General features: G+C 70.7%; 10 protein-coding genes. 1 reads left to right on the top strand and 9 read right to left on the bottom strand.

The window, feature by feature from the left end; all coding sequences use genetic code 11:
- The first annotated feature begins 27 nt into the window (after nucleotides 1-27).
- Nucleotides 28-2079 carry a hypothetical protein gene (locus ABT296_RS15930; RefSeq protein ID WP_502977255.1) on the top strand — a complete coding sequence of 684 codons (2052 nt, stop codon included), beginning with the start codon at nucleotides 28-30 and terminating at the stop codon, nucleotides 2077-2079.
- On the opposite strand, the gene ABT296_RS15925 is transcribed toward ABT296_RS15930, so the two are convergent.
- The 9 genes from ABT296_RS15925 to rplU all read right to left on the bottom strand — a co-directional run bounded on the left by ABT296_RS15925 (nucleotide 2021) and on the right by rplU (nucleotide 13972).
- Nucleotides 2021-3220: a glycosyltransferase family 2 protein gene (locus ABT296_RS15925; protein WP_351927514.1), complete on the bottom strand. Its 1200-nt coding sequence runs from the start codon at nucleotides 3218-3220 to the stop codon at nucleotides 2021-2023. The two genes, ABT296_RS15930 and ABT296_RS15925, sit on opposite strands and share 59 nt — an antisense overlap.
- Before the next feature lie 193 nt (nucleotides 3221-3413).
- Nucleotides 3414-5462: a CDP-glycerol glycerophosphotransferase family protein gene (locus ABT296_RS15920; protein ID WP_351927511.1), complete on the bottom strand. Its 2049-nt coding sequence runs from the start codon at nucleotides 5460-5462 to the stop codon at nucleotides 3414-3416.
- Between the two features lie 127 nt (nucleotides 5463-5589).
- Nucleotides 5590-7089 carry a D-ribitol-5-phosphate cytidylyltransferase gene (locus ABT296_RS15915; protein ID WP_351927509.1) on the bottom strand — a complete coding sequence of 500 codons (1500 nt, stop codon included), beginning with the start codon at nucleotides 7087-7089 and terminating at the stop codon, nucleotides 5590-5592.
- Nucleotides 7090-7281: 192 nt separating this feature from the next.
- On the bottom strand, nucleotides 7282-8472 hold the full coding sequence (locus ABT296_RS15910) for a hypothetical protein (RefSeq protein WP_351927507.1): 1191 nt from the start codon (nucleotides 8470-8472) through the stop codon (nucleotides 7282-7284).
- A gap of 69 nt (nucleotides 8473-8541) precedes the next feature.
- Nucleotides 8542-10104 (bottom strand): alkaline phosphatase D family protein, encoded by a 1563-nt coding sequence (locus tag ABT296_RS15905; protein ID WP_351927505.1) that lies wholly within the window; start codon nucleotides 10102-10104, stop codon nucleotides 8542-8544.
- Nucleotides 10105-10322: 218 nt separating this feature from the next.
- Complete coding sequence (locus ABT296_RS15900) at nucleotides 10323-11675, bottom strand: FG-GAP repeat domain-containing protein (RefSeq protein ID WP_351927503.1); 1353 nt, start codon at nucleotides 11673-11675, stop codon at nucleotides 10323-10325.
- Nucleotides 11676-11807: 132 nt separating this feature from the next.
- On the bottom strand, nucleotides 11808-13250 hold the full coding sequence (gene obgE, locus ABT296_RS15895; RefSeq protein WP_351927501.1) for a GTPase ObgE: 1443 nt from the start codon (nucleotides 13248-13250) through the stop codon (nucleotides 11808-11810).
- A 132-nt stretch (nucleotides 13251-13382) separates the two neighbouring features.
- Nucleotides 13383-13637 (bottom strand): 50S ribosomal protein L27, encoded by a 255-nt coding sequence (gene rpmA / locus ABT296_RS15890; RefSeq protein ID WP_004950923.1) that lies wholly within the window; start codon nucleotides 13635-13637, stop codon nucleotides 13383-13385.
- A 14-nt stretch (nucleotides 13638-13651) separates the two neighbouring features.
- Nucleotides 13652-13972, bottom strand: a complete 321-nt coding sequence (gene rplU / locus ABT296_RS15885; protein ID WP_041819941.1) for a 50S ribosomal protein L21 — start codon at nucleotides 13970-13972, stop codon at nucleotides 13652-13654.
- Nucleotides 13973-14232 lie beyond the last annotated feature (260 nt).

Raw genomic sequence — 14232 nt, 5'->3', positions numbered from 1 at the left:
CTGTGCGCCGACCCTGGAGTGACCGCAGTGCCCCTACCCCTCCGTCTCCCGCCCCGTCTCAGGATCCCGGCACGGGCGTGGCCGGCCGTCCTGCTGTCGGGCGCGCTCGCGGCCCAGGCCGTGGCCGCCCTGCGCCCGCACGTTCCGCTGCTGATCGCCTCGACGGTGCTGTGCCTGGCCGTGGAGGGCGCCCTGCACCGCTGGCAGCGCGGGCTGCTGCCGCTGTTCGCCAAGGCGCACCTGGACATCACCGTGCGCCATGTCCTGCGGGACCTGCTGCTGGTGGTGGCCCTGCTCAGGCTCGGCGGACAGGAGCGGGAGTCCTCCTACGCACCCCTGGTGGCCGCCCTGCTCGGCTGCTACGCGCTGCACTGCGCGATCCAGGCCGCCTCGGTCCTGGTCCGCCGCACCCGCACCCTGCCGGTGGTGACCCGGAACATCGACGCCTCCACGCTGCGCCTGTCCCCCGCCCCGCCGGTGCTGCTGCGCCGCCCCGGGCCCCGGCTGCTGGTGCACGGCCTGCCGGCGACGGCCGGTCTGCTGGCCACCGCCGCCACCGCCGACCACCGCTTCGCGGCCCTCGGTCTGGCGCTCTCCCTCGGTCTGGCCGTGCTGGGCCTGGGCACCCTGCTGCTGCGGCTGCTGCCGGGCCGGCGTCCGGCGGGCGAGCGGGAGACGCTGGAATGGCTCGACCGCTGGCTGGCCGAGTACCGGCCGACCGTGGGTCTGTACTTCTCCGGCGGCACCTCCTCGGCGTACCAGGCGAACATGTGGCTGGAGCCCTTGTCGCGCCTTCAGGGACGGCCGTTGATCGTGCTGCGCGAGCGGTTCATGGTCCAGAAGCTCGCGGCGACCGACGTCCCGGTGATCTGCCTGCCGAAGGTCTCCACGCTGATGCGTCTGGAGCAGTCCACGCTCCAGGTGCTGATCCACCCCTCGAACTCCGGCAAGACCTCCCAGGTGCTGCGCATCCCCACGCTGAAGCACACCTTCGTCAACCACGGGGAGAGCGACAAGCTGTCGTCCTGCAACCCCTACGCGAAGGCGTACGACGAGGTGTGGGTGGCCGGTCCGGCGGCGCGCGAGCGGTACGCGCAGGCCGAGGTGGGCGTGGAGGACAAGGACGTCGTGGAGATCGGCCGTCCGCAACTGGACGCCGTACGGCCGTACGCGGGCCCGCCGACGGGCGCGTTCACGACCGTGCTGTACGCGCCGACCTGGGAGGGCTGGGACGGCAACCCCGGGAACACCTCGGTGGTCGAGGCCGGCGAGAACCTGGTGCGGGCGCTGCTGGCGGACCCGGGGGTGCGGCTGCTGTACAAGCCGCACCCGCTGACCGGGTCGGTCGATCCCCGGGCCGGCGCGGCCGATCTGCGGATCCGGGAGCTGGTGCGCGCCGCGAACCGGGGCCGTTCGGGGCCCCGGCCCGACGGCGAGGGCGAACTGGCCCGCCGTACGGCCGAGTTGGACCGGCTGACCGCGACCGCGTTCCGCCCGGGTGCCGACCAGGCCGAGCGGATGCTCGCGCAGTCGGCGCCCGAGCCGGGGCGGGCGCGTGCGGTGGCCAAGGCCACCGAGGCCTGGGAGGAGGCGTACTGGGACTCGCTGCCCGAGTGGGAGCACCAGATCGTCACGGGGCCGCGGCCCACCCTGTTCGCCTGCTTCAACCGGTCGCACCTGCTGATCAGCGATGTCTCCAGCGTGGTCAGCGACTTCCTGGTGAGCGGGAAGCCGTACGCGGTCGCCAACACCAGCGGGCTGGCGCCGGACGAGTTCCGCGAGACGTTCCCGACCGTACGGGCGGCGACCGTGCTGACCCCGGACGCGTCCGGGGTGGCGGAGCTGCTGGCGGCGGTACGGGATCCGGCGAAGGACGAACTCGCCGAGGCGCGGGTGGAGTTGAAGCGGTATCTGCTGGGTCCGGACGAGCCGTCCGCCCAGGAGCGTTTCGACTCGGCCGTGCTGGCGCTCGGTTCGGCGGCCCAGGAGCGCAGGGCCCGGACCATCCCCGGCCAGCGGCTCAGCGTGTCGCCGGAGCCCGCCGCATCCGCCGGACCTTCCGCAGCACCCGGCGCATGAAGTAGTCGGTGCCGCCCTCCCGGTACCCGGGCACGCGCCGGGCCTCCCGGGGCTCGGCCAGATAGACGGAGTCCGGTATCCCGGCCTCGGCGTCCCGGAAGTACGGGTACCCCAGGTAGACCCGGCGGCCCCTCTTCTCCAGGAGGGCCGCCGGCTCCTTCTTCGCCCTGGAGAACCTCACGACCTCCAGCAGGCGTTCGTACTGCCCTGTCGCCAGCAGGTGCATCCTCAGCCGTTCCTCGACCCGCAGGCGCTGTGCGACGCCCTCGTTCCAGTGCGCGGCCAACAGCGGTGCGGCCAGCTCGTACTTGTGGCGCCGGACCTTCTCGGAGTCCTTGAGCAGCTTCGGGCCGAACTGCGGCAGCAGCGTGACGACGAAGGGGCGGACCATGAGCACATCGCGCCGGGGTCCGGGTGGGACCATCTCGGTGATCAGGCCCATCAGGGCGCGCGCGGAGTCGAAGCGCCGGGCGTAACCCCCGCTCTTCGTCACGTGCTTGCCGTCCTCCCGGCCCACCAGGTAGTAGCAGGTGTAGTCGGCGATCACCGAGACGCCGTCGGCGCGCAGGTACGCCTCCAGGGTGAACAGCGCGTCCTCGCCGGTCCACAGGGACTCGTCGAAGCGCATGCCGTGCCGGGTCAGCAGCTCGCGGCGGAACAGCTTCTGCGCGCTCAGCGTGAACTTGATGTTGGAGGAGTACACGTCGGTGCGTTCCAGCGTGCGGTCCCACATCGACTTCGGCGGGTTGCGGTTGATGCCCTCGACCCGCCCGAGGACCACGTCCGTGCCGTTGCGGTCGGCCGCGGCGACCATCCGCTCCAGGGCCTCGGTGCCGAGCCGGTCGTCGGCGTCGAGGAAGAAGACGTAACGTCCGGCGGCCTTGCCGAGGCCCATGTTGCGCGGGCCGCTCGGCCCGCCGGAGTTCTCCTGCCGGATCACCGTCACCGGCATCGGTGCGCGGGCCGCGAACTCCTCCAGGTACTCCCCCGTGCCGTCGGTCGAGCCGTCGTCCACCGCGATGACCTCGATCCGCGCCGGGTCGATGGTCTGCGACTCGACTGACTCCAGGCAAGCGACGAGGTACGGCATCGCTTCGTACGCCCCGATGACGACGCTCACATCAGGCTGCGTCACGGTCACGTTTCCCCCTAGTAAACGGAAGGTTTTCTCCCGTAATTCCTTTTCGCTACCTAGAAGACGGTTGAGTCGGGCAGGCGGTTGCCCGATCATGAGCGAATAGTGACTCAGGTCACATGGGTTAGGAGGTGTGAAAAGCGTTCGGCCCCCGGGGAGTTGAACTCCCCGGGGGCCGAAGTGCCGTGTTCGAAAGCGGTCAGCCGGTCAGCTCCGCGGACTCGGTGGTGGCCGTACGGGCCTCCTGGCCGAGGTTGCGGGTCTCGGCCTTCAGGGCGAGGTTGGCGACCGCGGTGTTGAACTGCACGATGGACGCTGGCTCGTCGGGGCCGAGCAGATACCGCTTCAGCTCGCCGCGCTCCTCGGCCAGCGGGTCGGCGGCGGGGGCGCGGACCGCGTCGAGCAGCTCGCCGAGCCGGTCGGCGCTGTTGGCGAGGATCACCGCGGCGCGCACCGCGGTGTTCTGCCGCTTGAACTCCTCCTCGCCCAGCTGGGCGGAGTCGGTGACCGCGTACGGCTTGCCGCTCGCGATGAAGTCGGAGACCACGCTGGAGATGTCGGAGACCATCGCGTCGGAGACGTTGAAGCAGTCGTACAGACGCGGCTCGGCGCCGTCGATCACCCGGTGCTCGTGGGTGCCGAAGGAACGCCAGTAGGCGTCGTTCCACTCGGCGCGCAGCCGGGCGACCTCCGCGTGCCGGGCGACGTCCACCACACCGTCCCGGCTGGCCTCGGCCTCGTCGCCGCGCTCCTTGCCGTTGCCGGACAGCTCGGCCAGACGCGCCTCGATACGGGCCAGGTCCGCCTTGGCCGCGGTGCGGGCGGCGCCGTCGCCGGCGAAGCGGGCGTCGGCGGCACGCTCGGCGGCGGCCCTGACCACCAGCGCGGTGACCCGCAGATGGGCGGCCTTCGCCTCGGGGCTGACGGTGCCGGTGAAGGGGTGCGGCTTGTACAGGACACGGACCGGCGGGTCCGCCTTCACCAGGCGCTTGACGATGTTCTCGCCGGCCAGCACGAGCGAGGTGTTGCCCGGGTTGCCGTCCCAGCCCTCCCAGGTGGGCGCGTACAGCACGGTGGGCATCCGGCCCTCGGGGACGCCCTGCCAGGTCTGGATGGGCGCCAGCTGCGGGCGGCCGACCTCGGCGATGTCGTCGTCGCGGACGCCGACGTCCGCTATGGCGTACCGGTCGCGGCCCGCGCGGCCGGCGGTCCACACCTCGTCGTAGACCTTGCTGAAGGGGTTGACGCTGGCCAGCTTGTCGCTGTCGCCGTGGCCGATGAAGACGTGCTTCATGGTGGGCACGCGCAGCAGGTGGATGTTCTTGCCGACGTTCGCCGCGTAGAGCGCGACGCGCACGGTGGTGAGGTCCAGGTTCATCAGGTGCACCCCTCCGGGCACGCAGATGACGGGGACCGTGGTCGGCGCGAGGTTGGTCAGTATGACCCGCTCGCGCAGGATGATCAGCGGCTTGGTGTCGAGCTGCTCCATCGTCTCCAGCCACATGTTCACCTGGTAGGCGGAGTCCTTGGAGCCGGAGAAGTAGAGCACCGTCTCGGGGCGGTACTCCAGCAGCCACTCGTCGACGGCGGCCAGCACCCGGTCGGCGTTCGGCGGGATCTTGGCGCCGCGCACGTAGGGCAGGAGCGCGAGGACGTAGAGGCAGCCCAGGAACAGCGTCAGGCCGATGCCGACGAACCCGGCGAGCGGCTCGTCCAGGGCGGCGGAGACGAGTATGCCGACCACCGCGGCCAGGTCGAGGTGGAGCATCTTCTCGGCGGACCGGTCCAGCAGCGCGCGCGGCGGGGCGTCCGGGATGCGGATGCGCGAGGCCAGGTCGATGTTGCGGGTGGCGACCGGCATCCGGCGCCGGTTGCGGATCAGCGTGACCAGGGCGCCGTGCGGGGCCTGGAGACCGTAGAAGGCGATGAAGCCGGCCACGGCCGCGTAGTAGACCAGGTTGTCCGAGAGTTCGAGCCGGGCCAGCAGCAGGATCAGGAGCAGCTGCCTGATGAGGAAGCGGATCGAGAGTCCGGCGCGCACCTTGCTCAGGCGGTTGACCAGGTAGCTGCCCTTGCGGTGCAGATAGTGGTCCGCCAGGTACGTGACGGCGGCCGCGGCCGCGAAGGCGGGAACGCTCGGTACGAGCGCGGCCACCATGAGGCAGGGGAAGCCCAGCATCATGAGGACCGCCGCGGCCAGCTCGGCCGCGCTGCCCACCCGGGCGACGCGTATAGCGGTGGAGATCACGGATAAACCTGCTCTGGGAGGGGTGCCGGTCTGAGGAAACAACGGCCGAAGGACTCAGGCCCCTGTGAATTCTTCGTGAGCGAAGAAACGCAGAGGCCTGAATTCCGTAAGGCTTATTAACTGCTGATTATGCCACGCCGTCCTGACGGTCCAGCACACTGGCCAGCGCCGCCTCGAAGCCGGAGGCCTGTCCCGCGGCGGCCGTCGGGTCCTGCTGGCGGACATCGATCACATGTCCGGTCAGCTCGGAAAGCAGCACGTCGAGCGAGGTGCGGGCGACCGCCTCGGAGGACAGCAGCGTACCCGTCGGCTCCTGTCCGAACGCCTTGGTGCGCATCGGCGTGGCGGTGCGCTCGGGGTTGATGCAGTTCACGCGGATGCCGTCGCCGGCCCACTCGTCGGACAGCGCCTGGGTCAGGTTGACCATGGCGGCCTTGGTGGAGGAGTACAGGCTGTACTCGGCGCGGCCGCGGGTGTAGCTGCTGGAGGTGTACAGCAGCAGCTGGCCCTTGGTCTCGGCGAGGTACTTGTACGAGGAGCGGGCGATCTGCACCGGCGCCAGGTAGTTGACCTTCAGCGCCTCCTCGATGGTGGCGTTGTCGGTCTCGGCGAGCTTGCCGATGCGCAGCACGCCGGCGGTGTTGACGACGTGGTCGATGCGGCCCGTCTCGGCGTATGCCTTGGACAGCGCGTCGTCGACCTCCTCCGGGTTCTCCACGTGGGTGCCGGTGGTGGAGCGGCCCAGCGCGTAGACCTTGGCGCCGTAGGACTCGGCCAGCTCGGCGATGTCCTTGCCGATGCCGTAGGAGCCGCCGAAGACGACGACGGTCTTGCCGGTCAGCAGCTCGCGGTAGGCCTCTTCGGAGACCTGCTCCGGGGCGGCGGTGGAGGCCAGCTGGAACAGCTTGTCGGCGATGAAGACGTCGACCGGCTGGGTGACCTTCATGTTGTACTCGTCGCCCGCGACGACGTGGATCGGCACGTCCGGCAGGTACTTCAGCACGACCGAGCAGTCGTCGGTGGCCTGGAAGTTCGGGTCGCCGGACGCGACCTCGTAGGCCCGCCGAATGGTGGAGAGCTTGAAGGCCTGCGGCGTCTGGCCGCGGCGCAGCCGGGAGCGGTCCGGGATCTCGGTGATGAACTCGCCGTCCTCACCGTGGGTGCGGGTGACGATGATCGTGTCCGCGGACGGGATGGCCACGTCGACGGCCTGGAAGCGCTCCAGGGCGACGACGCAGTCGTCGATCACACGCTGTGACAGCAGCGGGCGCACGGCGTCGTGGAACAGGACGTTGCGGTCCTCACCCTCCGCGAGGCCCTCGCCGAGCGCCGCGATGGCGCGCTCGGTGGTCTCGTTGCGGGTGGAGCCACCCTCGATGATCTTGGAGACCTTCGTGAACCCGGCCTTGGCCACGATCTTCTCAATGTCGGGCACGTAGCCCGGCGCCATCAGCACGATGACGTCGTCGATCGAGTCGGCCTTCTCGAAGGTGGTCAGGGTGTGCTCGATGACTGCCTTGCCGGCGATCTTCAGCAGCTGCTTGGGGATCGAGAGACCCACCCGCTGACCGGTACCCCCGGCCAGGATCACTGCGGTGGTACGGGGCTTGGCTATGCGCTGGGACACAGGTGACCTACCTTGTGGCGACTGGGAACTCGGAAATGGTCCCACTTCGGGTTACCGCAGTGCAAGGTGAGCGTCCTCCGCCGCATATGTGCGCGCAACCTGTCATTCACCTTGCACTCCTGGTGACGGTCGGAATGCTCGATCGGTTCCCGGGGAAATTGTCCGGCGTAGCTGTGAGTAACCGCACAGGGGTCAGCGGCGGCGCAGCTTCTTCAGACAGCGGTGCCCGAGGACCTTCACGAGCTCCATGGACGAGGTCTGGTGGACGGTGCGCGACTTCACCGGCGCGGTGTTGCGCACCGGTGCCGCCGCGGCGGCGGCCAGCGCCCCGTACAGTGCCTGAGCGGCCACCTCGGGGGCGATGCGCGGCTCGGCGCCGGTCCGGGCGGGAGGCTTGGGGACGGCGGAGAGAATGGCCGGATCGCCCAGCACCCGTACGCCCGTCGCGGCGATCGTCGCGGCCATCTCGGCGCCGATGCCGGCGGCCGCCTCCACCGCCCACTGCGGGGTGCTGATCTTCACGTCGTCCGGACCCGGTGCGCACGCGTTCTTCATATGCATCACGGCGCCATATCGGATGAGCTGAGAATAGAGCTCCTCGGGCAGCTCATTCCCACGGAATTCCACATTAAGATTCCGCAGCATTTCGGTCTCGGCGAGGGTCAGCGACCGGTTGGCGGTGTCCGGGACCTCCTGGAGCAGATTCCCGGGCAGTCCGAGCAGCGCCTCGAAGGTGCGCATCAGCCCGCCGCGGTCCCGGTCGTCGACCACGACGACGGTGACCCGGTCGGCGCCGACGGCCCGGACCCAGCGCTCGACGAGCCGGTCGTGCCGGTGCCGCCGCCAGAAGGAGGGGTTGGGCTTCTCGTACGGCGGCTTCCTGAGCATGTGCTCCAGCCAGCTCTCGTACCCCATGCGCAGGCCGTTCTGCACGTACTGCTGCCACTGCGAGGGCATGATCCTGGCCAGCGGGCGCAGGGTGACCAGGACGTGCACCCGTTCGCCGCCGAGGTCCTCGACGATCCGGCGGATCGTGTCGTCGTCGGGGGCGTCGGCGAAGAACTCGCTGCTGGTCACCGAGGTGCGGCGACCGGTGGCGGCGACCTGTCCGACCAGCGTCTCCCAGTGCCGCTCGGTGGGCCTGTCGTTGCCCATCATCCCGGGGCGCTCGCACACGGCCAGCGCGGCCGACATGGGATGCCTGCTGGTGGCGGGGAAGTCGACGCCGTGCGCGGCCATCGCGTCCTTGGCCGCGAACAGGGCGCCCTGGATCGAGGTGGTCCCGGTCTTGTGCGGGCCGATGTGCAGCAGCCTCGTCCCGGCCGGAAGCGGAGCGATGCCGCCGTTGGCCGGGACTTCATCTCTCGTACAGTCCGTCTCCATGGTCAAAGGACGGTAGGACCTGTTCCTGAGTGTTGACTGAGAGCCGTATCAGGGTGTGACGAGCGCCACTCACACCACCTCGACGCCGGGGCGGCCCGCCTCCACCCGCAGCCGGGCCAGCGTGCTGGGCACGGCCGTGGGCGCGCGGACCGTGTCCACCACCCTGACCTGCGCGTCGATGCCGTCGCGGCGGATGTCGAAGAGGTGGTAGCCGCGGTGGGCGTCGAGCAGCTTCCAGTGCGGGTTGTCCGCCCGGCGCGGATCCCAGTCCCGGCGGAACGCCTCCTGGTCCTGGTCCCCGTTGCTGGAGACCGACGTGCCCACGAACTCGGCGCCGACGACGGCGGAGCCGGGGTCCGCGAAGTCCTCCTTGAGGTCGCTGACCATCGTCAGATGGCGGTCGCCGGTGAGGACCACCGGGTTGCGCACGGAGCGGAACTCCCGCAGGAGTGCGTTGCGCTCGGCCTGGTAGCCGTCCCAGGCGTCGTAGTACCACTGCTTGCCCTCGCCGACCAGCAGATCGGTCTCGGCCATCATGATCTGCGAGGCGACGAGGTTCCAGCGCGCGGGCGAGTCGCGCAGCCCGTCCAGCAGCCACCGCTTCTGCGCGGCGCCGAGCATGGTGAGCGCGGGGTCCGTGGCGCCGGCCTGGGTGGTGGCCTGGTCGCTGCGGTACTGGCGGGTGTCGAGGACGTTGAGCCGGGCCAGCCGGCCGAACTCCAGCCGGCGGTGCATGCGGATGTGCGGCCCGTTCGGGACGGCCGTGGCCCGCACCGGCATGTGCTCGTAGTACGCCTGGTAGGCCGCCGTCAGCCGGGCCGTGAACGCCTCGTGCGACTGCTTGGCCGGGTCCTGCGGGAGCTCCCCGGCGAAGTCGTTGTCGACCTCGTGGTCGTCGAAGGTCACCACGAAGGGGGCGCCCGCGTGCATCGCCGCGAGGTCGGGGTCGCTGCGGTACTGGGCGTACCGGTTGCGGTACTGCTCCAGCGTGTACGGCTCCCCGGTCCCCTCATGTCGGCGCGGGGCCGTCGCCGAGGGCACCGACTCGTAGATGTAGTCCCCGACGAACAGCACCGCGTCCGGGTCCTGGGCCAGCATGTCGGCGTACGGGGTGAACCAGCCGTGCTGCCAGTTCTGACAGGAGGCGAGCGCGAGACGGACCTCGCCCCCGGAGCTGTGCGGGTGGGGCGCGGTACGGGTGCGGCCCACGGGCGAGATGCGGCCGCCGGCGCGGAAGCGGTACCAGTAGCGGCGGCCGGGGCGCAGTCCGCGTACGTCCACATGGACGCTGTGCCCGTACTCGGGCCGGGCCTGGGCGGTGCCGCGGCGCACGACCTTGCGCAGCCGCTCGTCCTCGGCCACCTCCCACTGCACCGGGACGACGGTGTCGGGCATGCCGCCGCCGTTGAGGGGCTCGGGGGCGAGCCGGGTCCACAGCACGACGCCGTCGGACAGCGGGTCGCCGGAGGCCACGCCGAGGCTGAACACACCCTCGGGCAGCAACGTTTCGGCGGCCCGGGCGGTGGCGGGCAGCCACAGCTGGGCGGAGGCCGCTGCACCGAGCACGGCGGCACCGGCGGTCAGAAAGCGACGGCGGTCGGACGATCCTGCGGTGGTCGGCGCTGAGGTCATCGGCGAACTCCCTTGCGTCGCGGGCCCTTCGGACTCCTGGAAGCTCACGCTCCCGGCCGGTCCGCCCGCTGAATCACGGGATTCGCGTACATGACAAATAGGCAGACAACAGAAGACCCGCTGCGGCACGTTGATCACACAAGAAAGCGTGATCTTGCCACAACGGGTCCCGGAAACCGGCTCACTGACACCCGCTCAGCCGGTGCGTCGCGGCGGTCTCACTGCGGGAAGCGGTCCCCGAACCGCGCACCGGTCACGGTCATGCCGAAGGCGCCGCCGCCGAAGGAGCTGGTGCCCCGGTCCGAGAAGAACCAGACGGCACCGGACCACTTGTTCTCGCCGACGGCGGAGACGACCGGCTCGCCCCGCCCGTCCCCGTCGCTGTCCACCAGGTCGGTACGGCTGCCGAAGCGGTCCGTCGACTCGGCGGCACCGGGGACACCGGCGCCGGCCTGGCTGAACACCTCGGTGCCCGCCCCGGTCGGACCGTCCGGCCCGCCCGGCAGGACGGCGAAGTTGCCGGCGTCGGTGAGACCGCCGAAGTCCTCGGACGGATTGCCCGCCAGGATGTCGCCGTACCCGTCGCCGTCGATGTCCCCCACCGAGACGAACCCGCCGAACCGGTCGCCGGTCTCCTCGGCGCCGGGGACCCCGGGGGTGTCCTGGTCGATCGGACGCTCGGAGTCGCCGTCGAGGATCAGGATCCCGCTGGTGCCGCCCGTGACGATCTCGGCCGGCCCGTCGCCGTCGACGTCGCCCACGGCCAGGGACTCGTCCCAGGGGTCCTTGGCGAGGAAGGTGGTCACGGTGGCGGGCGGGAGCAGCCCGGAGGCGCTGCCGCGGGCCACGGTGACGGCGTAGAGGAAGCGGTGCTCGGTGTTCGACTCGTACTCGCGGGCCAGCGTCACGACGTCGGTGATGCCGTCGCCGTCCGTGTCCCCGGAGACGAGCGCCGTCCGCTCGTCGGTGAGGATGAACGGGGCCTTCGTCTGCACCGAGGCGCTCCGGCCGTCCCGTCCGAACGGCCCGAACCGGATGTCGTCCTGCCGGGCCAGGTCCTGGTGTCCGTCGCCGTTGAAGTCACCGGCGACGGTGATGCTGCCCTGGTAGCGGGAGGTGGTCAGCGCGGGCAGCACCTTGCCCGAGGTGAAGGGCCTGGGGCCGCCCCAGAGGATGGTCCGGCTGCCGTCCCGGGCGATGCCTGCTTGCGTCCACTGCTCGTTGTCGGACTCCACCAGCAGATCGGGGTAGCCGTCGCCGTCGTAGTCGCCGACGGTGAGGTGGGCGCCGAACAGGTCGTGGGACTCTACGCCGCCCGGGATGCCCGGGGACGCCTGGGTGTAGACCCTCTTGGTGCCGGGTCCCCGCGCGGAGCCGTAGACCACGGCGATGTACCCGGCCCGCTTCTTCCCCTCGACGGTCGCGACCGGGACGCCGGTGACCTGGTCCTCGTACCCGTCGCCGTTGAAGTCCTGCGTCAGGGGGGCGGGTCGGGCGTGGGCGAGGGGTGGTGCTGCGACAGTCGCGCCCAGCAGGGCGAGGGCGACCACCAGACCGCGTCGTACGGACACGTCGGCTCCCGGGAATGGAAGGAAGGACGAACGAGCGCGGACGAGGAGTCAGCTCCTCGTCCGCGCTCGTCCGGTACGACTCACCGCGCCGCCGGTTGGTTGCCCTCCCGTACGCCCCGGCTTCTCCCCCGCTTAACCCTCGAAGGGCTCGAAGTCGTCGAACTCCCGCTCGCTGTCGTCCCGCTCGGCCTGCTTGTCCCGGCGGCGCTGGGCCGCGGGGCGCGGGGCCTCGAACCGGTGGTCCTCACCGCGACGCCCGAGCATCTCGGCGCCCGCCATGACGGTCGGCTCCCAGTCGAAGACGACGGCGTTGTCCTCGGGGCCGATGGCGACGCCGTCGCCGGACCGGGCGCCCGCCTTCATCAACTTCTCCTCCACACCGAGGCGGTTGAGCCGGTCGGCGAGGTAGCCGACGGCCTCGTCGTTGTTGAAGTCGGTCTGCCGCACCCAGCGCTCGGGCTTCTCGCCGCGCACCCGGAACAGTCCGTCGTCCTCGCGGACCACGGTGAAGCCCGAGTCGTCCACGGCCTTGGGCCGAATGACGATCCGGGTCGCCTCCTCCTTCGGCTTCGCGGCCCGCGCCCGGCCCACCAGCTCGGCGAGCGCGAAGGACAGCTCCTTCAGACCGAGGTGCGCGACCGCGGAGACCTCGAAGACGCGGTAGCCGCGCTCCTCCAGCTCCGGCCGCACCATCTCGGCGAGGTCCTTGCCATCCGTGACGTCGATCTTGTTCAGGACCACGATCCGCGGCCGGTTGTCCAGGCCGCCGTACTCCCTCAGCTCCGCCTCGATGATGTCGAGGTCGGAGACCGGGTCGCGGTCGGACTCCAGCGTGGCCGTGTCCAGGACGTGCACCAGCACGGAGCAGCGCTCGACGTGCCGCAGGAACTCCAGGCCCAGGCCCTTGCCCTGGCTGGCGCCGGGGATCAGTCCGGGCACGTCGGCGATGGTGTACACGGTCGAACCGGCGGTCACCACACCGAGGTTGGGCACCAGCGTGGTGAACGGGTAGTCGGCGATCTTCGGTTTGGCGGCGCTGAGCACGGAGATCAGCGAGGACTTGCCGGCGCTCGGGTAGCCCACCAGCGCCACGTCGGCGACGGTCTTCAGCTCCAGCACGATGTCCCGGAGGTCCCCGGGCACGCCGAGCAGCGCGAAACCGGGCGCCTTGCGGCGGGCCGAGGCGAGGGCCGCGTTGCCGAGGCCGCCCCGGCCGCCCTGCGCGGCGACGAAGGAGGTGCCGTGGCCGACGAGGTCGGCGAGGACGTTGCCCGCCGTGTCGAGGACGACGGTGCCGTCCGGCACGGGGAGGACCAGGTCCTGCCCGTCCTTGCCGGACCGGTTGCCGCCCTCGCCGGGCTTGCCGTTGGTGGCCTTGCGGTGCGGGGAGTGGTGGTAGTCGAGCAGCGTGGTGATCGACTGGTCGACGGTGAGGATGACGTCCCCGCCGCGTCCGCCGTTCCCGCCGTCGGGCCCGCCGAGCGGCTTGAACTTCTCACGGTGGACGGAGGCACAGCCGTGGCCTCCGTTACCCGCGGCGACATGCAGTTCGACGCGGTCCACGAAGGTGGTCATGGTTCGGTGCCTCCTGGAGATCCCCCCGGCCGTCTGCCGGGGGCGTACGGGTACTACCAATGTCAACACGCGAAAGGCGGACCCGCCTTCCCGTCCGGGAAGTGAGGTCCGCCTCTCGCGAAAAGCTTCCGATCAGGCGACCGGAACGATGTTCACGACCTTGCGGCCACGGTGGGTGCCGAACTGCACCGCACCGGCGTTCAGCGCGAACAGCGTGTCGTCGCCGCCACGGCCGACGCCCGCGCCGGGGTGGAAGTGGGTGCCGCGCTGGCGGACCAGGATCTCACCCGCGCTGACGACCTGACCGCCGAAGCGCTTCACGCCGAGGCGCTGAGCGTTGGAGTCACGACCGTTGCGGGTGGACGATGCGCCCTTCTTGTGTGCCATCTCTCCTCAGTCCCTTACTTCGCAGCCGCGGGGATCTCAGTGACCTTGATCGCCGTGTACTGCTGGCGGTGGCCCTGACGACGGCGGTAGCCGGTCTTGTTCTTGTAGCGAAGGATGTCGATCTTGACGCCCTTGTGGTGGTCCACGACCTCGGCCTGGACCTTGATGCCGGCCAGAACCCACGGGTCGCTGGTCACGGAGTCGCCGTCGACAACGAGCAGGGTCGAGAGCTCGACCGTGTCGCCAACCTTGGCAGTGGAAATCTTGTCAACCTCAACGATGTCGCCGACAGCAACCTTGTGCTGGCGACCACCGCTGCGCACGATGGCGTACACGCGGATCTCACTCTCTCGCTCGGGAACGGCACCCCCGCAGTCCAGCCGCCCGCACAACGCGAACGGCCTCTCCCAGCCACTCGTGCCCGGGAGGAAGAGGTTTACGGGGATGTGGCACGTCAGTGGACATGCCGACGGTCAAGGTTACGGGGCCGCGGCCGAACGGGTCAAACCGGGCCGGGCCCCGCAGGTGTGGGGGGGGGGGCCCGGGGCGGCCCCCCCCCCCCGGCCCCCCCCCCCGCGGGGGGGGGGGGGGGGGT

This window comes from Streptomyces sp. NPDC000983 (assembly GCF_040299205.1).
GTDB lineage: Bacteria > Actinomycetota > Actinomycetes > Streptomycetales > Streptomycetaceae > Streptomyces.
The sequence above is the reverse complement of the archived record's forward strand: the minus strand, read 5'-3'. Positions and strand labels throughout refer to the sequence as shown.